Raw genomic sequence first — 21,342 nt, 5'->3', positions numbered from 1 at the left:
CTTATCTTTTTTCTGCGATCCTCAGCTTGGCCGAACGCGAGCGATTGTTTACTTCCAATTCTTCTTGCGATGGTAGAATGGGTTTTCTTGTGATTAATTTTAGAATGGGTTGAAATTCTTCAGGTATGACAGGTAGACCGTGCGGCATTTCCGGTAAATCACTGTTCTGTTTAAATACAGATTTACAAATACGGTCCTCTAATGAATGGAACGTAATGACAGAAATTCTACCTTCTGGCTTAAGCAATTCTATAGCTTGTTCAAGAGAGTCTTCGAAAACACCTAGCTCATCATTCACAGCAATTCGAATCGCCTGAAATACACGTTTGGCCGGATGACCACCTTTACGTCTAGCAGGAGCTGGTATTCCTTCTTTAATTAATTCAACAAGCTCACCAGTCGTTTCAATTGGCTTAATTTCACGAGCTGCCTCTATTTTCCGAGCAATTTGCTTGGAGAACTTCTCTTCACCATATCGAAAGAAAATTTTCATTAACTCCTGGAATGACCAAGTATTTACTACGTCATAAGCGGATAATCTTGCACTTTGATCCATTCTCATATCTAGTTGTGCATCATGGTGGTAGCTGAATCCACGTTCAGGGGTATCAAGCTGCGGAGATGAAACACCCAAATCATATAAAATTCCGTCCACTTCATGGACACCTCTTTGTAAAAGTTCTTCTGCAATATGTTTAAAATTATTCTGAATTAATATCACTCTGTCGCCATATTCTTTCAATTTCTCATGAGCGTTCTTGATGGCTATTTCATCTTGATCAAAAGCGTAGAGTTTGCCTTTATCCGAAAGCTGAGATGCTAAATAGGCGCTATGTCCTGCTCCTCCAAGTGTACAATCGACATATATGCCATCTGGCTTAATATGTAATCCATCCACAGTCTCTTTAAGTAGTACGGTAGTGTGTTGAAACATGTAATACATCCTTCCAATCGATTAGTGATGTAGATTCTTCGTTTAAATATCGAAGCCTATCATATTCTCGGCTATTTCAGCGAAAGAATCTTCTGATGATGAAAAATAGTCTTCCCAAATGGTCTTGCTCCAAATCTCAATTCGATTGGAAACTCCGAGAATGACGCATTCTTTTTCTAATTTTCCATATGAAGTTAGTGGTGTGGGGATATTAATTCTTCCTTGTTTATCCAGTTCACATTCAGTCGCACCGGAAAAGAAAAATCGGGTAAAAGCCCGGGCATCTTTCTTTGTCAATGGCAAGCCCTTCAGCTTATCCTCTAATTGACGCCATTCGTCCATCGGGTAGCCAAACAAGCATTGATCGAGACCACGAGTCAAAACAAATGATTCGCCAAGATGTTCTCTAAACTTTGACGGAACGATAATACGCCCTTTCGGATCAATGCTGTGATGATATTCACCCATGAACATGCCCACTACCCCCACTTTCTTTTAACAATGTACCACATTCCTCCACTTTTCACCACTTAACTTATATAAATTCTGTACTTAGTAAGTTATTCCTCCTTAAATATCCAGTTTTTTTATAAGTTAAACTTCTTTTCAACGTTGTTTTCCTTGACGATCATCCAAAACCTGAATGGTGTTAAAACGTCACCAGTTACTATGAAGGTTAGATCAGTAAATACGCTACACTCGCCTCCTCACAATAGTGGCGGTGCGGTGCGGGAATTTTGGATGCTTTTCTCGGCCATCATATAGGTGGTATACCTGTTAAGTAGATTGGCTATATGAATAAATCGCGAAGGCCCGCACCCATGTCCTTCATTCAAAAAAAATAGAAGACGGGCGCCAAAAAATCGCCTGTCTTCTTTATCATGATTCGTTAAAGTGGATGTTCAAAAAGTCCGATAAACTCGAGGTATGATAATCCCTTTCGTCTTGCAAGTATGTACAGTTAATACCTGCGGTCATTTAGCTGCACTAGAAATAATAAAAAGCAGCAAAGTATAGAAGATGCACACGATTTTAGTTGAAACTCATTTGTGGGCTTTGATAAAATTCGACTGTCATTTTTTCCGAACTATTAAACAACCTCTTATAGATAAATAACTTTATGCTTGTTGTTAAATGTATATGGCTGCTGAACCAGTTCGTTTATAAAATCCGTACCATATTTATTTAAATAATAGAAAATATTCCACAATCTTTCCTGAGGAGCATCGAACGGAAATAATGAATTTTCAATCCGCTGATATTTATTCAGGACCACTTCATGTTTCTTACGTGAACTCTCATTCATTTTCCCATAAATAAAATCAAGCTGTTGCTCAATAAATTTCCGGTTTTTCTGTAACAATGGGTCTAACCCTTTATCAAGGCTTATGGCTCTTTCGGTAAACAATTCATGATTCTCGTTTAACTTTGCTTTCATTTCATGAAATAATACCTCGATCGTATCATCCTTGACAGATTGAAGGAATTGACTCTGTACTGATTTAGTCCCTTTTGTTAGCACGGTTTCTAAATTAAGCCCTACCTCGTTGAGATCAGTGGCAATCCCTCGCTCAATTATCGTTATATTTAGCCTCGGAATGATTGGGGGCATTTTCATAGAGAACAACTCAAAAGCTTGCTTCAATTCTGCCCAATAGGCAATTTCCCCAGGACCTGAGATAAATGCGAGCACTGGAAATAGCATTTCTTGCATAATTGGTCGCGTTACTACATTATTGCTTAATCGTTCAGGTGTTACTCTAGAACATTCATGAAGCTCTTGTTGAGTAAATGAAATTGCCTCATTTTTTCCAGAAAAAATACCATTATCTACTTCAAGTAAAATCCGATCCTTTTTCTCCGAATCATAGTAAAACAAATTTGCCGCATTTTCTTGAATTTCAATCATTCGACTATATCCACTTTGCTGCATAAAAGACTGCTGCGAGTGCACCGCTTTAGTAATAGCCTCTGCCTTATCAATGAACATCGCAAAAAACTCTGATTCAAGCTTTCTTAATTCAGGATCAGCAGCATCTATCATCAGAAGGCCAAAATCATGAAACCAGTTATGAATTAAACAAGCAAAAAAATCAACAAAGGTTGTAGAACGCTTAATGATTTCATTTGTATCGGCTAGTAATTTATTGGTAAAGTCTGTTTCCCCATATGTTTCGATAATTTCACTAACCCAAGACTGCGCTGTTTCAGTATCTAGTTCAAGATCCGTAATCATCGATTTAAAAGGATGATAGAATGGATACGTATTTTTCTCCCGAATTCCATTCTTCAACGTATAAACATGATTCACTTCTGCTAAATCGTGATCCTCACCAGCAATCCAAAAAACCGGAATAACCTTTTTACCCAATGCCTTTTCTTGTTCTTCAGCTAATTTAATAATTGAAATCACTTTGTGAATCGTATAAAGGGGCCCAGTCAACAGTCCTGCCTGCTGTCCTCCAATAACTACGACCGAATCTTCTTTTCGAAATGCTTCTATATTTTCTTTAACAGAAATCGACAATGAATACTTTTCCATATATTTCTCGATGGAATCAGCTAATTCATCACGAAAAAAATTTCGTGACATCAATTCTTGATATCGTTTATTATACTTTCCATCATCAGATAAACTGTAATGAAAAAATCCATCTACTTCTAATTGATCAGTAAGATAGTCTGAAGCAAATGCATTTAGTGACGGTAAAGCGAGATCTTTCAACTCCATTTATGTACTCCCTTTCTCTGCTTCTACAATTCTAAATTGAGTATATCATCAGATCTACAGAATACAAAAAAAGTTGCCCACGACCTCTAGTCTACTTCTAAGAACTCTAGCGTTCCTTTATATTGTCATTTAAAAGGTTAATAGAACCCTAGTGGATATTCCATAAAGTAAAAGGACAAAATAAACACAAAAGAAAAAGGCAAAATTAAGCCTCAAAAACCCTCTTAATACTTTTTGAAAAACAATTTCACCTTTTACCCGATAATGAACAACTACTACAATGCATGCTATCGCAATCATCGCCAAGAGCAGAACCCAAATAATATGGCGATCCCAGATAGCGATAATGAGATAGTGCACAGAAAGCATAAACAAAAGGGTACTGATATCCATCGCGACTTGAACAGACCGCCGATGATTTCCGGTTACTTGCTTCATAGCAATAAAAAAAAGGATATACCCAAGGATAGGCATTGTTATGAAAGTTGCGGCCACACTTGAGAAAATTGACACCATGTTACTCACTCTCCCGACTTTCCATCCCTTTAACTAAGGAATATATAAATGCGGTCATTTCATATGGTTTTCCCCTCTCTATTGCAATCTCCATTATATGACCAGTAATGGCATCAATTTCCGTTCTCCTTCCTGATTCGATATCTTTTAACATGGAAGAACGATTTTTCGAAGTCGCCAGACAAACTTGTTCAATATGGCAAAAAATATGTTCTCTATTTTCAAGTTCAAATATATTCGAGAGTTCTTCAAAATACTTTTTAAACAGGGAATAAAAATGTGGATTCTCAATCAGATCACCATTTTCAACCTTCAATATGGCAGTCAACGGGTTAATCATTGCGTTTACTAATAATTTTTTCAGGAGCATTTCTTGATAATCTTTTTCAGCTATAAAAGGAAACGTACCTACTTCCTCATGATACAATGGAAAATCGTCAAGATTACCTGAATAAACTGCAATTCGAGTCACTCCTATACCAGTGTGTTCAACCGTTGTATTGCCTTGTTTTAATGCCCCATGCTCCACTACCCCGACGTAAATTTCTTTTGAAACCGCCTCTTTCATCATTTTGATGTGAGTGAATCCATTTTGTAAAAAAACAAGTGGCATTTCTCTGTCCTGAATAATAGGGAAAACATCTTCCATCTGATATTGTTTAACAGCTATAAACAATAAGTTATGATAAGTAATGCCCTCGGAAATTGGCACCACCTTTACCCTTTTAATCATAGTGAACCCATCTCTTTTAAGAGTTAACCCTAGCTCCATAAGTACATCAGCCTGTTTTTTCGTTCTTGTATATAATGTAGTCTCATATGTATCACTTAAATAAGCAGCAAATAGGAGGCCGATTGATCCGCCGCCGATTATTCCTATGTTCATAGCTCCCTACCTTTCATTTTTTATGAAGGAAAATGAGACGGTGCATCATTAACTTAAACAGCGCTACCGTTTAAATTGAAAGACAAACTAGATTTTGTATTAAAGAGGATGTTCAAAAAGTCCGGTAAAAAAGCTTGCGAATTGCATCAAAGCATATTAATGACCTTCTGCTAAAATCGCGCACGTCCATGACGAGCAACATAGAAGTCAGCACATCCTGTGCAAGCCCGGCCCTCAACGTTACTACATACGCGAAAGGTTTGAGACGATCGCTCGCAGAACTTCTCGGCTCTTTTTATCCTCCTTGTTGAACACGAACGTAAAAATCTAAATTGCAGCTACGCTCCGCCACATCACTTTTTTAAAGTTGGTTTCCCTATTTTTAATAAGTCTTCCTTCATATTTTATGGTTGCATCTTAACACCAGATTATTTCTTTATTCATTTATGTTACCAAACTTAACATCCACTTGGAATGAAATCCTCTTTATCTAGAAACTTTTTTTCTAAAATGATGGAACATTCATGTGGATTATCAATCATTTTTTTTATTTATATACGACTCGCTGTCTCTATATCCTTTTCACACCTAAAAAAATGTACATAATTCAAATAATTTATTATATTATGTTAATTAGGTATCTTTCTAGGGAATTGTTTCGCTAACTATTATATAATACATGTAAAGCGGTTTCTTTTTCAGAATTCTATTGATAGCTCAGCTAATAACTCGCTATTCACAGATTCCTAATACTCACACAAACTGCGGTAAAAAGGGGGAGCTTTTTTATGGATTATAAAGTGGAACGATTATTGGTAAATTATAAAACGCTGGAAGAATTTAAAAAATTCAAAGAATACGGTATTCAAGAGCTATCTATGATGGATGACTTAGAAACAAATATTATCGAAAATGATAGTGAGTCGCCTTTTTATGGAATCTACTTTGGCGACAAGCTTGTTGCTAGGATGAGCCTTTACGAAAGAAAAGCAAAGTTCGATCAATATTTCGATCCGAAACAAGACTTTTTAGAATTATGGAAGCTTGAAGTATTACCGAATTACAGACAAAAACATTACGGATCGATTCTCGTTGAATTCGCGAAAAGCTTCGGAAAGCCAATTAAAACAAATCCAAGGGTTAAATCAGAGAAATTTTGGGATAAAATGGGGTTCCGTTCAGTTTCATATGATATGGATCGAGATTTGGGGGAGAATCCATTATTATGGACACCCGAAACTATTATAAGCCAATAAAAACATTATAAATAGCACAAGCAGGTATCAAGTACCGCTTGTGCTATTTATAATGTTCGGAATTAAATTTCTCCAACGATTTTAATATAGAGTCAACCGTCACAAAATTTTTCTCCCAAAGAGCAAACGTCCCCTCTTTTCTTCAGCTATTTTTCCACCCTTTCTAGATTTCCGTTCTTATCCATCTGGAATTTCACCTTTTTTTCTTTTTTATCTTCTTCTAACACAATTAATTTTCTTGCTCGTTCCATAATTTGAAGCAACGCATTATAGTCATCTTCAACTGAACTTAGCTTTACAAACAGCTTTTTATAATCATTTTTCAATTTTTCGTTCTCTCGTAGCAGTTTATCATACTCATGTGTAATCAATTGTCTGTCGCGACTATCATTTAACGTTTGTTCCGCCACGAGCGTAAGATACTGGACAACATCTTGCATAGTAAATGTTGAGTTAGTTGGTTGTAATTGTGGGATGTCAACAGAGGTTTCTGTCACTGTAGAGACAGCTTCTACCTTTGCTACTAATGGTAGTTTTTTGTTTTCTTTTCTTTGCATTTTTGCCAGTTCAATACCGGATTTATACTGTTTTCTTACATGTGAGTTCCAGCGAAAACCACAAGCAGCAGCAGTTCGTGATAAACTCTTTCCCACCTCTTCAAAGGAGTTGAGCTGGGTACTTCCTTCACGAATATGACGTAAAACCACCTCAGCTAGTAGAACATCTTCATCTTGAGTCCATGCATCCTGCCTTGCCATTGACATTGAAATCCCCCCAACTTATTTTTTATCCACTATGCATAACTGTGTACTCTCATACTTTTTTGGGTAAGAAATCTGTTTCTTAAAAGAACAGTTTGCACATGGCTTATTTCTATACAATTTCTTTACTCAATGATGATGGAATGCGACTCGCAAGGGATGTACCCTCATTAATTACAAGTCAACCTCACTGTACTATATTCATATGCACTTGCTAGAAAAGATAGAAGAAGGGAAAAAATATCATACCTAATTTTTTGAGGATTCTTCTATAAATTTCGCTACTGCTCTGTGATGTACTTTTATTTTTCAAATTTCGGCACATCATTTCACAAAATCAATCTTCTAAAGCAGTTATTAGGGCTGCATCTAATTTATCCATAACTTCATAAATAATAGCATTTCTCTTTTTGAGGTCGGTTTATGATAAGCGTTAAAATTCCAAGTCCATCGCACTCTTCCAATAAAACACAGCTAGTCATGTATTTAAACCTCACTTTCATTGAATAAAATAGTATTCTTGAAATTGACCGTCAATTCCTTCTTGTAATAACGTTAGTTCCTCATTCCTGTGAATAGTTAAACAACTCGAACTGTTTTCATAAAAATAAAAAAACACAAAGATTATAATAATCTTTGTGTTTTTTTATTTTAAGAAATTATTTGCTCACAACTTCTTTTCCATTGTAAGTTCCACATTCTTTACAGATACGGTGTGATAGTTTCATTTCACCGCAGCTTGGGCATTCTGTCATACCAGGTACTACTAATTTGAAGTGTGTACGACGTTTTCTTTTTACAGTTTTAGACGTTCTTCTAGCAGGTACAGCCATTATTCCCACCTCCTTATAAAAAGTCAAGAAGCAATGAAGAATGAATCATTCCATTCCTCTCGTTTCCCCATTACGATTCTTTATTGTTGTCAAAATAGTTTGCAAGCTTTGCTAGTCTAGGGTCTACTTTCTGCTTCTGTTCTTCCTCATTCAAAACAGACCAGTGTTCCCCAGTTTGAGGAGCAGCGCCTTCAACATTGACATCCTCACAAAAAACCTGCATCGGAATTTCAAGCAATAAATTTTCTTTAATTACTGGTATAAGATCCACAACATCACCAATAATAGCAGTCGCTTCATCCATTGCATATTCAGCAAGCTCCGCTTTAAGTATAAAGGTTTCTGTTGTATCAATATCAATCGGATATTTCACATCTACCAGTGTTCGAGAACAAGGAAGAATTAATGTTCCAGATAAATGCAGATGAAAGGTAATGTCTGATGAGTGAATATCAACTCTTCCAGTTACCTTTATTGGCGATACACCGCGAATTTGTGAATCTCTTTCCTTAATATCGGAAATATCCACAAATTCATCTATCCGTAATTCTTTATCTCGAAATTTTTGAAGTTGGCCAATCGTCCATTTCAAATCAATCACCTCAAGGCAACAAAGGTAATTATAGCTGTCTATCTACCATTTGTCAATATTTTTTCTTTACACCATGAAATGCGGAATCGCCTTGTTTAGCTTCCGAAGAAAATAGGGATTGAACTAAGATGGCGCCCTTTGCCTTCTTAGGACAATCATCTTTTTCACAGGAAGCTAGGCGATGCAGCTAGACACCACGAAATGCGGATGGCGCCCGATTATCAGTGATAAGCATAAGGCGAGCAAACTGCATGGAGAGTGGGTTTCTCCCCCATCAGTTTGATTAACTAACGACTCGAATCGATGGCGTCTACAGCTAAGCAACCAAATGTATTAATCTTTGCTCATCATTCTAGTTTTCACAGGTTTCACGAATCTCACTCCTACTATAATATCCAATTTTCACAGCAATGCAAACATTACTTTGCTAAACTGTGATTTTTCGCGATTTGGAGCCCTTTCATTTTCATGATAAAGTAAGAACAGAACTATATACGGTTATTCTTAAGGAGGTAGTTAAGTGAAAGCAGTAGGTATCGTAGTTGAATATAATCCATTTCATAATGGGCACGTATATCATGCAGTCGAGAGCAAACAAGCGGCAAATGCCGACGTAGTCATTGCTATCATGAGCGGTTCATTCCTCCAACGTGGTGAACCTGCCTTAGTGAATAAATGGGCCCGGGCAAAAATGGCTCTTGCTGGAGGAGTAGATCTTGTCTTTGAACTGCCCTATCCATTCGCTACACAGCAGGCGGGAATTTTCGCTCAAGGTGCTATCAGTATTCTTGAAACACTTGACTGTGATGCATTTTGTTTCGGGAGCGAAGATGGCCGTCTAGAACCTTTTATGCTCACCTATCAATTTTTAAGGGGAAACAAAGATGATTTTGATGAAAAAGTTCGTCACCATCTAAAGGCTGGATGCAGTTATCCTAAGGCCGCATCGTTAGCATTTAATGAGCTACAAGGACATGAAGATGTACTCGATTTAACTCAGCCAAATAATATTCTTGGTCTAGAATACGTAAAAGCAGCCTTATCGAAGCAATTTAAAATTAAACCATTGACCATTCACCGAATTGCAGCAGGCTATCATGAAACTGAGCTTTCTAACAGCCCAATCGCCAGTGCAACAGGTATTCGTAAAGCGATAGCGGATAAAACAAATTTGAAGGACATCATTACATACGTACCTAAATCGACAAAAGAGGTATTACAACAATATTTAACAGTTTACCATTCTTTTCATGATTGGGAAAAATACTGGCCGTTGCTAAAATATCAAATTCTTTCAGCATCGGTGGCAGAACTTGCCGATATCTATGAGATTGAAGAAGGTATCGAGTTCAGAATGAAGGAAATGGCAGCAATCGCTTCATCCTTTCATGAATTTATGACGCTTTTAAAAACAAAACGCTATACATGGACAAGGATTCAAAGGATGTGTGTTCACCTATTAACCAGAACGAAAAAAGATGATATGCAAGCATTCCAAGAAGCACCATCCTATTTAAGGTTACTCGGGATGAATCCAAATGGACGGGAATATTTACGTAAAATCAAAAAAAATCTCCCTTTACCGCTCATATCCAGGCTATCTGCATTTAACGACCCTTCCATCCAACTTGATATACGTGCTTCTCAAGTTTACGCTCTTGGACTAAGTCAACCCTACCAGCACTTATTAATGCAGCGTGAATATGGATCACCTGTTATTGTCAATGAATAGACTTACTTATAGATCGTATAAAATTACGGTCACACACGCTTTAGCATAGTCTAAAAAAGATGGCTCAATGGATCTTCCCCTCATTCATCTCTGAAAGAGGAAGCCCACTGAGTCATCATTTGTTTTTATTAGGTAGTCTTTCTAAATAGCTTCGTGCATCATCAAAAGTATCTACAGGTACAATCTTCATATCTGTTTTAATATCCTTTGCAGCTATTAAGGCTTCACGGTAATTCGAATCTTGTATGCCTCGTTCATTTGGTGCAAAGAAAATCTCCGCCCCGCTTTTATCTGCGGCAACAATCTTTTGCTGAATCCCACCAATTGGGCCTACCGTTCCATCTTCAGACATTGTACCAGTCCCTGCGATTCGGTACCCCTTCGTAAGGTCACCTTTGGTCAGCTGATTATAAATTTCAAGTGTAAACATCAGTCCCGCGGAAGGTCCGCCTATTTGCTCACTATCAATTTTAACAATAGGATCTGTGACCGGACTCTTATCATCTTCAAGCGAAATCCCGATTCCTACTTTGTTCGGTTGTTCATCAAATGCTTTCAGCTTCATCTTAGCAGTTCTTTCTTTATCATTGCGAATATAAACAATGGTAACTTCGTCGCCTTCTTTTTTTTCAGCAACATAATCAATGAACTCTTTGGAAGATTGAAACTTCAAGTTATCTACTTTAATAATCTGATCACCAGGATTTAATTCTTTTGAAGCAGGCATTCCTTTAATCACACCAAGCACATAAACCCCATGATAATCAAAAGTTATCGATTTTCCTGCTTTTTCATATGCGACTTGAATCGCATGATTCTTTGATCCGTCCATCATATGCAGCTGCCTAAGATTATATTCTTCGTCGCTTTCATGATCCCTACGAATGTCCTTTTCAGCAAATAACTCCTGATAATCACTGAACTTTGCCATCGCATAAGAGTATATATTTGCTTTCCCCATTCTTATTGTAGTTAGCATAAAGCTTCCTTCAGCCTTATCACCACCCTCTACAGAAACAATTGGTTCAAGTTCCTGCGCCATTCCCGGTTTTGTTACATAGTAAGGCAAATAATAAAAGGTTGAACCGACAATCAGGACTAACGCTATGAGGAAAGAGCGAATATAAATTTTACGACTCATTATTGTAAGACTCCTTCCAAGTATCAATGCACTGTTTAATTTTATCGATATTTAATCTTGCTTCTTCTTCTCCAATAGTAATTATTTCATTTATATTTGTAAATGATTTTGAATTATAATTTTCCACATGAGGCCGGATCATCACATCAGATGAAAGTTTTCTACTTTCCGTTAGCTCCATTTGTAAAATATCGAGACTTTGCATAATCACATCATAAATAGAGGTAATCTCTATTTCCTTTTTCACATTAGAAACATCAACAGCAATCACAAGATCAGCCCCCATGCTTCTTACGACCGAGACCGGCACTCGATCAATAACACCGCCATCCACTAATAACCGATCACCAATTTTTTCAGGGACAAAAATTCCTGGAATAGAAATACTGGCTCTAACAGCTTCGGCTATTGGACCACTTTGAAAAACAACTTTTTCTCCCTTTTTGATATCAGTGGCAACAATCGCAAGCGGAATATCCAATTCCTCAATCCTTTTGTTATATGTAAATACTCGAATGAGCTCTTTCACCTTCTTCCCCGCGACAAACCCCATCTTTGGAACAGTAAAATCCAAATAATACTTTCTTTTAAATGCTTTAGATAACCGATATAACCGTTCTACATCTGATCCTGCCGCGTAAAAAGATCCAACTAACGCCCCCATACTGCTGCCAGCAATCATATCAATCGATATGCCTGCCTCCTTTAAAACCTTTATAACTCCTAAATGAGCAAATCCTCGAGCTCCACCTGAACCAAGAGCCAGCCCGATTTTCGGTTCTCTCAAAGCAAACTTCCCCCTTTCTTTGAACAATCTAGTTATTTCATACTTCTTATCAAAGTTATGGTCTTAATTGCAGGCTTATGTGCATATTGTGTATCTAGGTGGACAAGATTACTCTCTTGCAACGAATAAGTTTACATATTATACCTAATTTATCATTTCTCTAAATGAGTGCATAGCATATTCCCTTTTAAGGAGGCTCGGATTTTGTTTAAAACAAAAATCAAAACAATCGTATTAGCTGCCTCAGCAATCATTATGGCTATAGGTTTAATTACCTTTCCTGAAGATGCTTTTGAAGCGTCTATTAGAGGATTGAATATGTGGTGGGAAATCGTTTTTCCATCCTTGCTGCCATTTTTCATTATCTCAGAATTACTCATTGGATTTGGGGTGGTTAAATTTATCGGTGTTATTCTCGAACCAATAATGCGGCCCCTTTTTAAGGTTCCAGGGGTTGGGGGATTTGTTTTAGCAATGGGTATGGCATCCGGATTTCCGTCTGGTGCCAAGTATACAGCAAGAATGCGTCAAGAAAAGCAACTCTCAAGAATCGAAGCGGAACGGCTTGTGTCTTTTACTAATTACTCAAGTCCATTGTTTATGTTTGGGGCAGTATCCGTCGGTTTTTTTCATAACTCTAGTCTTGGTATTATGCTTGCGCTTTCTCATTATTTAGGGAATATTTGCGTTGGGCTTATGATGAGATTTTACGGAAAAGATGAAGAGAAGTTGAACTCCTATCATAAAAAGACGCCTTCCATTAAGACTGCACTTCAGCAAATGCATCGGACGCGGATGAACGAAAAGCGACCACTTGGTAAATTACTCGGTGACGCTGTACTTTCTTCCATCCACACTTTATTAATGATTGGCGGATTTATTATTTTATTCTCTGTAATAAATAAATTACTATTTCACATGAATATCACTACCTTTCTTGCACAAGGAGTTATCATCGTATTACATACACTTCATTTTCCAGAAGAATTGAGCATAGCATTCATTTCTGGTCTTTCCGAGATAACCCTTGGTTCTCAAATGACGAGCGGTATCGAACAGGCAACTCTCATGCAGAAGGCCATTGTTACAAGCTTTATTCTTGGCTTTAGTGGGTTTAGCATCCAAGCTCAAGTAGCGAGTATCCTAGCTGAAACCGATATTCGTTTTTCACCGTTTTTCTTCGCTCGAATTGTTCACGGTTTTTTGGCTGCTGCTTTTACCTTTATTCTTTGGAAACCCATCTACGAAAAAATCGGCTTAAATGGACAGCCTTCAAACTCCAATCCCGTTTTTATGATGAATGACAATGGCATTCATCTTTATGAAAAAATGATGGATTATGGTCCGTTAATTACAATTGCATTTTTGACACTCTATCTCTTCATCGGATTTAAGAGGAACCTTGTACATTGAAGTGCGTGTTCAAAAAGGAGGATGAACAAGAGCTGTCTAACTCTTACACATGTAATAGATAAGTTTTCTAATCTTTTACACAATAAGGTTCGACGCTTTTTGTTCATCCACATTTTTATTGATTAGCAAATTTTTCACGCAGTGATTGTGCAACCACTGCTGGTACTAACTCTGTAATATTCCCACCATATTTTGCTACTTCTTTCACAATACTAGAACTTAAAAAGGAATATTGATTATTGGTCATAATGAAGAAAGTTTCAATTTGCTCATCTAAGACACGGTTCATGGAGGTAATCTGCATTTCGTATTCAAAGTCAGATACAGCTCTTAACCCCCTGATAATTGCACTTGCATGAACGCTTTTGGCATAATCTACTGTTAAACCCTGAAAGTAATCAACTTTAACATTTGGAATATGCTTCGTAACTTCACGAATTAATCCAAGACGCTCATCGACTGTAAACAGCGATTTTTTCGAGCTGTTATTTAAAACGACTACATTTACTTCATCAAACACTCTTGCAGCTCTTTGGATAATATCAAGATGTCCGAGTGTAATTGGATCGAAGCTACCTGGACAAATAGAAATTTTCCCCATCTACAATTCCTCCTGCCCACCACGGGTATTTCCCCATCTAAATATTGATACAGAAATGATTCCGTAGTTTTCATGTTTCCATTTAACTAAATCATTCACATTTTCAGGAAGCACAACATCATTGCCATGCTCACAGACAATGACACCCGATTCTTCAAGAATCTTTGCATCATGAATCATTTCAAGCAATTTCACTAACTTTTGCTGCTTATAAGGAGGATCAAGCAATATCAGCGAAAAAGATAGACTACGTTTTATAATGGCCTTCAAGGCACGCTCAGCATCATTTTTATATACCTCTGAGCAATCTGTAAATCCGCATGCTTCAAGGTTAGTTTTCACTGTTTGAAATGATTGGTAATCGCGATCTACCAAAATGGCCTTTTCCATACCCCTGCTTAACGCTTCAATCGCAAGTCCACCGCTTCCAGCAAACAAATCAAGTACCTGCCCGCCATCAAAATACGGTCCGATCATATTAAAAATAGATTCTTTTACTTTATCTGTTGTAGGACGTGTCCCTGTCCCTGATACAGCTTTTAATGGTCTTCCTTTACATGTTCCAGAAACAACCCTCATATATTCCACCACATTTTTCAACTAATTTCATTTCTCATTTATCCTATCATATTCAAAAATGTAAGCCAACACTTTACATAAAGAGCTCCAAGTCTATTTTGCTCATATACCCAAATAAAGTACTACTTTTATCTTTGCTAAATATTAACGGTTAGAACAATGTAACAAGTTAGGTGAAAAATTTTTTAATGGTTTGAATAAGAAGGATATATTTGGTGATAATAAGAGTAACAACATCACTTTCGTAGGTGTTGTTGCCAACCGCGGAGAAGTCTTACATTTCCCCATAAGACCTTCCTCCGGTTTCTCCTCTCCCTTTTCCTTCTTCCTTTTATAAAGGAAATAGAAGGACCCTGCAGAGTATGCTCTGCAGGTTTTTTTATATTTTGTACATATAATTTCAAATAGTAATTGGATATTAGCAAAATCCTCAAGTCTGTTTTTCAAGAAAAAGTTTGTCTACATCTCGGTACCTTTGAAGAGAATTCATCGAGAACTTATTCCCTTTCTCTTGAACCAGCTTTTTATTAATTCTTGCAGCTGCTCTTTTGTTCATGATTGTTTTAGTTACTTTTTACATACGCTTTTTAAAATGATAAAGTAAAGAAGATGAAAAAACGAAGGAGCGATTGAATTGATACAACGATTTATCGAGCTTGGAAATGGTTATTCAGATATATATGAATTGCTGGAAATCGGAAAATCAAACAAACATAGAGTTGTCCATCTGCTTGCTCTACATACCCATTTAGACGATAAACCCATTACTTCACTTGTAATCGTTTTAAAGCCAACACATCCTGGTGACTTTCAACCACTATATGTCTGCAGGGAAGGCATTCCAAATCCAAATCATAAAGCGAATAAACGATACGAACTTTTTTTTGATCTTGCTACTGAGTTAAATAAAACAATCATTGAATTACAGGTTAAAGATTCCAACCAATTCGCTGATATCGGGCTTTATTATCAACATCTTATCGGGATTCTGCGCATGAACAGATACTTACCAGCTTTACAATAATAAATAATGCTTATTCTACGGTAAGCGAAAGCGTCTTGGGAGGCTTGTAAAGTAAATAGGAATTGAGCCGCGAAGGGGGACTTTGTCTAATTTTTGGCAAATATCTTTTCTACAATAAGTTAAGCTGATTATGTTTGGCACCAAACCTCATAAAAAAACAAGTACTTTATTCATTAAAAAAAGAGCTGCTCAAATTTTATTATGAGCTGGCTCTTTTTTAGATTCCCATTTTATAATCATATTCTTTCGCTTTGTCAGGCTTAGAATTCTCAAATTCCATTTTCAAAAACGGCTTATAGGACACTTCAACTTTTTTTACAAACGAATAGCTATTCAATTTTTGAGACAATGTTTCAATATCGTCCATATTTGTGTATATGACCACGTATTTCATTTTTTTAGAGACAAAATGAATATTGCCAAACTTCCGAAGCATTTTAGCTTGTTTCAATGTATGTAAATATACAATAAGAGCTTGTCGTGTTCCAAACATCTTTATTATTGCTCCTTTTTTATTGACAAAATTCCATCAATAGTAGTTTTATCGTAAATTAATTGATTAATGTGACTAATTTAAAGGTTTTACAATGAATCAACCATTCAGCCCTGATACGTTTCTCCAAATTACGAAAAATTCAAACTAGGTTTAATTAAGTGTAGCATAGCGGTTCCTTTTTTTTCAACTATCTTTCAATAGCGCCATGGAGTTTAATGAAATATGATTTGATAAGATTGCCACAACTAATTTCGTTTAATTTTAAATTCAATAAAAAAGGTCTGGGGGCATCCAGACCTTTTTCTTTTATCCCGGTTTAACAGGCTGTAAATCCCTGATTGGTGAGATATAGTAAAACTTGCCGATACGTAAGCAGAAGAGGTTTAGTTGAACCAATCGGGTTCATAGTGTCGCTTTATCGAAGCGCTAGCTTGCGATTTAGCGACACTCGAACGGGACTAGCCATCAGTGGGGATTGAAAATAAAACACTGATGGAAGTTTCACTTTATGCCGAGCATCCACAGCTACCACCCGTACCACAACTGCCACCGCAACTTGAACCTGATTCGAAAAACGGACTTCCTGCAGGTACTTTAATAAATGGAGACACAGCATGTCCTATCCTATGACTGATTTCATCCAATACAGCCTGTAATTCTGTTTCTGCTCTTTTGAAGGCAGCAATAGATGGATGGATGTCCATTTCCCGCTTGACCTGACGAATTTCTAAGTTCACCCGCTTATAGTCTGGATGATACTTCCCAAAGCGTTGTACTTCTTCAAACAGGTCTTTTAATGATGTAAACTTCTTTATCTTATCTTGGGCCCCTTGATCATGGCGCAAATTATATAAAAGCTCAAAATACTCTTGGCCAATTTTCGATTCAATAACCATTTCAGCCAAGGCTTCTGCTTTTTGTAAAATACTGACTCTTTCCATAGTAGCAAGCATTAGATTCGCTCACCTCCACAACTATTTTACCATGTATACTATCTAGAAGCGACCTTCTTTTCTTAGTTTTTTCAATATAATTCCATTGTTCAATTTCATTTCACTCAGATTGTTGAACTTATATGTACCTTAAATTGTTTAATAAGATCAACCTTCTTTCCGTTATTATGAATGACAAGCCTTATCTGATGGGGTCCAACTGGTACATCTTTTACAATAAAGGCAGCTGTATTTACTGCTTTTACTTTCTTATCGTCCATGTATACATAAACAGTCGTCTGATGCTTTTGATTTTGATTAGAAAAAGAATAATCCTTTATATAGCACTCCACGAATACCGAATTTCCCTTAACGAAATAATTTACATTGAAAGGATCGCTGATTTCGTTCTTCGTTGCAGCATTTGCCACATTTTCCGGCTCTGGAATCTTATTGCTACAAGCTGTAATCAAACTTCCAACGAGTAAAATAACTACAAAATATCGCATGAAATAGTCCTCCCTTTGCTTTTAGCTTCTGCAACAGAGAGAGATTTATCCCCTTTTTTACATATAACTTAAGATGAGGGTGTTTTCATTGCTTGAAACATATTCATCATCATCGAAGCAAATTGCACCCCATCAGAAAACTTCGACACTCGGTCCGGAATCGATTTCTTAAAGAAAAAGACTGCATCTGTATTTAATTTCTCAAGTAACTGTGGATTTCTCATTAATTTACGATGCCAATATGGCTGCATCCTTAACAATTTCAGTAAATCTTCATTTTCTTTAATTACCTCATAAATGTCTTGGCGCATCAAGATTCCTCCCTATCTATCAGTCTTTTTTAAACACAAATGGATTTTGACGTGTTTCTATTTTTTTCGGCTCTTCTTTTACAGACTTATCTCCTTGAAAGGAAGTGAGAATGCCTTGGATGGCCCCCAAAGCTTGATTGGCATTTGAAATATATTGTTGAATTTGTGCAACATCCATGTTTTTAAATGTATTTACAAGTGTACTAACCATATCCCCTGTATCCGTTGATTTTGTTTCTTCCACTTTTTGATCTTTTTTCTCTTCTATATATGGTATCCATTTCTCGTGAGAACCACCTAATAAATACCACTCTTCAAACAGCTGCTGCCAAGAATATTTTCCCACCTTTACTTGATTGGTCAATCCAGGATGAGTTCGTACGAATTCCTTAAATTTATCAACTGATGGGCGTTTTCTCTTAACCATTCTTCCTCACCTCACAATAAAGCATTAGCCTATTTTCAGATTATGCTGAACGAAAAAATATGTACCTATTTATACAAAACAATTTAGGGTTCATATAATATGGAGAACAGATACAATATGATCTAAGAGACTCAAAAAAAGCGAGGAATAAAGTTTTTAAAAAAACTTTATTCCTCGCTTAATCATTATTTTCTGATAAAATTTTGAGTGTAATATTTTTGATAAACTCCGACTCCTAAATGAGTAAATTCTTTATTTAGCATGGTATCTCGGTGACCTTTACTATTCAACCATCCTTCCATTGCTTCAATAGCATCTACATATTTGGCTGCTATATTCTCACCTGCGATTGTATACATGACCTTTCCTGTCTTCAATCGCTCTGCAAGCTCCCCTGCAGTTGGTGATGTATGCGAAAAATATTCAGCTTGATACATATCAGAACTATGAAGAAAAGCTACCTCTGAGGTAGGTTCATCCCAGCTTAACGGATCCAAACCAAATCGGCCTCGAATAATATTAGTGAAATCAAAAATTTGTCGTTCACTTCCATTTTCTACCTTTAACCAGTCTTCCTCGGAAAATTCAGATTCGCTCACTAGTTCGCCTCTATATGTTATCTCATACGGTCTTTGCTTGATCAATGTTTCAGCATTTAAATATCGCACACTTGACACGGTCCCTGTAAATTTATCTAAATAGAGCTGTATATAAATATCGCCTATCATAATTAACGGCCTTATATTCATATCTTCTTCTGACAACTCAAAACGATAGGAACCTGAATCCGTATCTATATCAACAGATGTCTCAAAAAACAAACTTGAATATATTTCGTCAATCGGTTGTCCAATATAAAACGGTGAAACATCTGTTAAATCACCTAATCCATAAGCTGATATTACTTTCCCTTTGTCCATTGCCAACTGAAAATAAGTATCTTGCTTTTTATTATAAATCCACCAATCATACCCATAAGCTGATAAATCTATTCTATCTGGTTCACCAAAAATTTTTAAGACTTCATCTTGATTCTTCCCTATCGTTAACGCCAATCCGCTTGTAGGCTTGATTAAGCCATTTTCAAGTGCAGGGGCTTTACTTTTTTCAAGATTCGTCTGCCCCCCTGGATTGGCCTCTTTTGATCCATCAAGAACTTCATCCTGCCCAGTATTCCGATCAATATTAAAATAAATTCCTAAAATAAAAAATACAATAACGAAAAAAATAATTCTAGCGAACGTCTTCAGAAGACACTCCCCTCTCTTTATCTTGATCTTTTTAAGTAAAGTAAAAGCGCCTTGAACTACGAATGAACCACCAAGTTCCCAAATGCCTTCCTAACACGGTATCTTTTAGAGCCTCCAACAAACAAATGGATGCCTAATTTAAGATATTACGTATTATGTATTCCTTTTCTGATGATTAGTTGAACATAGTCTATATTTTAAAAGGCGTATCTGCAGGTATTCTTGCATGATCCTACATCCCATAAATGGATTTCATAACCTATATAGCACTTCAAAATAATTAGTACTCGTTTACTAATAGCTATAATTTGAGAACAAATAACATGATACTAATTTACTTCTTCATGTCTAACCCTAATTATACCATGATTATTACACTTATTATAGAAATTGGACTGCTGATATCATTAGAATAAATGTTAAATAAACGTTAATATTTATGGAGTTTCTGTGAATGATACCAATAAACGGAAAGATAGCGATTGCAACTTGTATAAATTCATACTATTATAAAATATGAGGGAAATTGGTCTATACAAACCTTTAAGGTGTATAACATGTACCATTATTTTATTTCTCCTGATTGATTTTATTTACTACATATTAAATTGTATGAATAGGGGGTTTTTTTGTGAGATTCGAACAATTTGGATTTGAAAACATGACTGGAGATTTAAACCGCCTTGATAGTCTAATGTCTGACTATGGCTTAGTTAGAGCCGAGCAATGGGATTACGAACGTGTCAGTTACGATCGTAAATTCGAACTGAAGGATGGAGTTTTTTATCTTCGTGTACAAGGGTATGCGGTTGAAGGTGATGTAGGGGCCCATAAAGCAGTTATTAAGTTACTAGTTCCACTATTAGGCAAGCATTACTATCCTCACGGTCTAGAATATGGTGAAGATGAACATTTCCCATCGACACTAGTTAAACAATGTGAGAGCGTATTAGCAGAGATAAAAAAAGAACTAGACGAATTCAACGGGTTGTAAGAAATATCAAAAGAAGAGGATGCCCCAAATGAGCCTTGGCCCCACGACTACAATATACACTTAACTTAAACTGTATATTGTAGTCGTGGGGCCTGAACCATAGTTTTTGGGACATTCTCTTGTTTAGAATTTATTAAATCTTTTCGATCTAAGTGCCAAGAATAGCTTTAATAAGCGATGTAGTGTCTCCACCTGGGTAAAAAACATATAATAGAAGATACACTGCTAGTCCCGTTATTCCAGTAAAGAACCAAATAACACTTGTAAATGGACCTATCTTACGATGAATAGCAAATTTCTTTTTAAAAGCTAAATTAAACATCGTGATACCAAGTATTGCTCCTAACGTCGCAAGGGTAATATGAATAACCAGAAAAACGGTATAATAGATTTTAATATCATCTGGGCCACCAAAGGACGTATTCCCCAAGAAAACAGTTCTTGATGCATAAATGGTAAAGAAAATGATAGCAAATATACCCGCAGCTATCATGGTATACTCGTGAGCTTTAAAATTACGTTTCTTAATTAAATACCAACCGATTGCCACGGTTATTGAACTTAATACAATAAAAAACGTACTAATCGTCGGAAGAATTGGTAAAGACATAATCTGCTTTAACGCCCTCTCTATTTA

The 21,342-nt window shown here is 36.5% G+C and carries 24 protein-coding genes; 5 read left to right on the top strand and 19 right to left on the bottom strand.

Annotated elements, in window-relative coordinates:
• Position 1 precedes the first annotated feature (1 nt).
• The 5 genes from rsmH to AC625_RS07220 all read right to left on the bottom strand — a co-directional run bounded on the left by rsmH (position 2) and on the right by AC625_RS07220 (position 5,067).
• Entirely contained in the window at positions 2–934 is a 933-nt protein-coding gene (gene rsmH / locus AC625_RS07240) for a 16S rRNA (cytosine(1402)-N(4))-methyltransferase RsmH (RefSeq protein ID WP_049680681.1), read from the bottom strand.
• Positions 935–976: 42 nt separating this feature from the next.
• Positions 977–1,408, bottom strand: coding sequence for a division/cell wall cluster transcriptional repressor MraZ (gene mraZ, locus AC625_RS07235; protein ID WP_049680680.1), 432 nt, complete (start codon positions 1,406–1,408; stop codon positions 977–979).
• Positions 1,409–2,036: 628 nt separating this feature from the next.
• Positions 2,037–3,665, bottom strand: a complete 1,629-nt coding sequence (bshC, locus tag AC625_RS07230) for a bacillithiol biosynthesis cysteine-adding enzyme BshC (protein WP_049680679.1) — start codon at positions 3,663–3,665, stop codon at positions 2,037–2,039.
• 129 nt (positions 3,666–3,794) lie between these two features.
• Complete coding sequence (locus AC625_RS07225; RefSeq protein ID WP_049680678.1) at positions 3,795–4,181, bottom strand: DUF3397 domain-containing protein; 387 nt, start codon at positions 4,179–4,181, stop codon at positions 3,795–3,797.
• A 1-nt stretch (position 4,182) separates the two neighbouring features.
• A complete protein-coding gene (locus tag AC625_RS07220) occupies positions 4,183–5,067 on the bottom strand; it encodes a 2-dehydropantoate 2-reductase (protein WP_049680677.1) in 885 nt (294 codons plus the stop codon).
• A gap of 788 nt (positions 5,068–5,855) precedes the next feature.
• Here AC625_RS07220 and AC625_RS07215 point away from each other — a divergent pair.
• Positions 5,856–6,323 (top strand): N-acetyltransferase, encoded by a 468-nt coding sequence (locus tag AC625_RS07215; RefSeq protein WP_049680676.1) that lies wholly within the window; start codon positions 5,856–5,858, stop codon positions 6,321–6,323.
• Between the two features lie 146 nt (positions 6,324–6,469).
• Here AC625_RS07215 and AC625_RS07210 read toward each other — a convergent pair whose 3' ends face one another.
• The 3 genes from AC625_RS07210 to AC625_RS07200 form a co-directional block, all read right to left on the bottom strand.
• Positions 6,470–7,087 (bottom strand): RsfA family transcriptional regulator, encoded by a 618-nt coding sequence (locus AC625_RS07210; RefSeq protein ID WP_049680675.1) that lies wholly within the window; start codon positions 7,085–7,087, stop codon positions 6,470–6,472.
• Positions 7,088–7,743: 656 nt separating this feature from the next.
• Positions 7,744–7,917, bottom strand: a complete 174-nt coding sequence (gene rpmF, locus AC625_RS07205) for a 50S ribosomal protein L32 (protein ID WP_028392959.1) — start codon at positions 7,915–7,917, stop codon at positions 7,744–7,746.
• A gap of 70 nt (positions 7,918–7,987) precedes the next feature.
• On the bottom strand, positions 7,988–8,509 hold the full coding sequence (locus AC625_RS07200; protein ID WP_049680674.1) for a YceD family protein: 522 nt from the start codon (positions 8,507–8,509) through the stop codon (positions 7,988–7,990).
• A gap of 520 nt (positions 8,510–9,029) precedes the next feature.
• Between AC625_RS07200 and AC625_RS07195 the strand changes: the two genes are divergently transcribed.
• Entirely contained in the window at positions 9,030–10,241 is a 1,212-nt protein-coding gene (locus AC625_RS07195) for a nucleotidyltransferase (protein ID WP_049680673.1), read from the top strand.
• A gap of 115 nt (positions 10,242–10,356) precedes the next feature.
• On the opposite strand, the gene AC625_RS07190 is transcribed toward AC625_RS07195, so the two are convergent.
• Positions 10,357–11,382, bottom strand: coding sequence for a SepM family pheromone-processing serine protease (locus AC625_RS07190; RefSeq protein WP_049680672.1), 1,026 nt, complete (start codon positions 11,380–11,382; stop codon positions 10,357–10,359).
• Positions 11,372–12,169 carry a patatin-like phospholipase family protein gene (locus AC625_RS07185; protein WP_049680671.1) on the bottom strand — a complete coding sequence of 266 codons (798 nt, stop codon included), beginning with the start codon at positions 12,167–12,169 and terminating at the stop codon, positions 11,372–11,374. Before AC625_RS07185 ends, AC625_RS07190 begins: the two co-directional genes overlap by 11 nt.
• A 204-nt stretch (positions 12,170–12,373) precedes the next feature.
• On the opposite strand from AC625_RS07185, the gene ylbJ reads away from it, so the two are divergent.
• Positions 12,374–13,582: a sporulation integral membrane protein YlbJ gene (gene ylbJ / locus AC625_RS07180; protein ID WP_049680670.1), complete on the top strand. Its 1,209-nt coding sequence runs from the start codon at positions 12,374–12,376 to the stop codon at positions 13,580–13,582.
• 115 nt (positions 13,583–13,697) lie between these two features.
• Here ylbJ and coaD read toward each other — a convergent pair whose 3' ends face one another.
• Complete coding sequence (gene coaD, locus AC625_RS07175) at positions 13,698–14,183, bottom strand: pantetheine-phosphate adenylyltransferase (protein WP_049680669.1); 486 nt, start codon at positions 14,181–14,183, stop codon at positions 13,698–13,700.
• On the bottom strand, positions 14,184–14,762 hold the full coding sequence (rsmD, locus tag AC625_RS07170; RefSeq protein ID WP_049680668.1) for a 16S rRNA (guanine(966)-N(2))-methyltransferase RsmD: 579 nt from the start codon (positions 14,760–14,762) through the stop codon (positions 14,184–14,186).
• A 634-nt stretch (positions 14,763–15,396) separates the two neighbouring features.
• Here rsmD and AC625_RS07165 point away from each other — a divergent pair.
• Entirely contained in the window at positions 15,397–15,786 is a 390-nt protein-coding gene (locus tag AC625_RS07165; protein WP_049680667.1) for a DUF7147 family protein, read from the top strand.
• A 217-nt stretch (positions 15,787–16,003) separates the two neighbouring features.
• Here the strand turns inward: AC625_RS07165 and AC625_RS07160 are convergent, their stop codons facing one another.
• From AC625_RS07160 to AC625_RS07135, 6 genes are all read right to left on the bottom strand, one after another.
• Complete coding sequence (locus tag AC625_RS07160; protein ID WP_049680666.1) at positions 16,004–16,279, bottom strand: YlbG family protein; 276 nt, start codon at positions 16,277–16,279, stop codon at positions 16,004–16,006.
• A 509-nt stretch (positions 16,280–16,788) separates the two neighbouring features.
• Positions 16,789–17,235, bottom strand: coding sequence for a YlbF/YmcA family competence regulator (locus tag AC625_RS07155; RefSeq protein WP_049680665.1), 447 nt, complete (start codon positions 17,233–17,235; stop codon positions 16,789–16,791).
• 104 nt (positions 17,236–17,339) lie between these two features.
• On the bottom strand, positions 17,340–17,723 hold the full coding sequence (locus AC625_RS07150; protein WP_049680664.1) for a hypothetical protein: 384 nt from the start codon (positions 17,721–17,723) through the stop codon (positions 17,340–17,342).
• Between the two features lie 68 nt (positions 17,724–17,791).
• Positions 17,792–18,037, bottom strand: coding sequence for a YlbE-like family protein (locus AC625_RS07145; protein ID WP_425415436.1), 246 nt, complete (start codon positions 18,035–18,037; stop codon positions 17,792–17,794).
• A gap of 16 nt (positions 18,038–18,053) precedes the next feature.
• A complete protein-coding gene (ylbD, locus tag AC625_RS07140; RefSeq protein ID WP_049680662.1) occupies positions 18,054–18,461 on the bottom strand; it encodes a spore coat protein YlbD in 408 nt (135 codons plus the stop codon).
• Between the two features lie 185 nt (positions 18,462–18,646).
• On the bottom strand, positions 18,647–19,516 hold the full coding sequence (locus AC625_RS07135; RefSeq protein ID WP_245644945.1) for a CAP domain-containing protein: 870 nt from the start codon (positions 19,514–19,516) through the stop codon (positions 18,647–18,649).
• Positions 19,517–20,342: 826 nt separating this feature from the next.
• Here AC625_RS07135 and AC625_RS07130 point away from each other — a divergent pair.
• The gene (locus AC625_RS07130; RefSeq protein ID WP_049680660.1) at positions 20,343–20,705 is read left to right on the top strand and encodes a YugN family protein; all 363 of its coding nucleotides are present in this window, start codon (positions 20,343–20,345) and stop codon (positions 20,703–20,705) included.
• A 148-nt stretch (positions 20,706–20,853) separates the two neighbouring features.
• On the opposite strand, the gene AC625_RS07125 is transcribed toward AC625_RS07130, so the two are convergent.
• On the bottom strand, positions 20,854–21,315 hold the full coding sequence (locus AC625_RS07125; protein WP_049680659.1) for a DUF420 domain-containing protein: 462 nt from the start codon (positions 21,313–21,315) through the stop codon (positions 20,854–20,856).
• Between the last annotated feature and the right edge of the window lie 27 nt (positions 21,316–21,342).

This window comes from Peribacillus loiseleuriae (assembly GCF_001183985.1).
In the GTDB taxonomy this organism is placed as follows: Bacteria; Bacillota; Bacilli; order Bacillales; family DSM-1321; genus Peribacillus; species Peribacillus loiseleuriae.
Note: the sequence above shows the minus strand (reverse complement) of the source record. Positions and strands in the feature narration are given on the sequence as shown.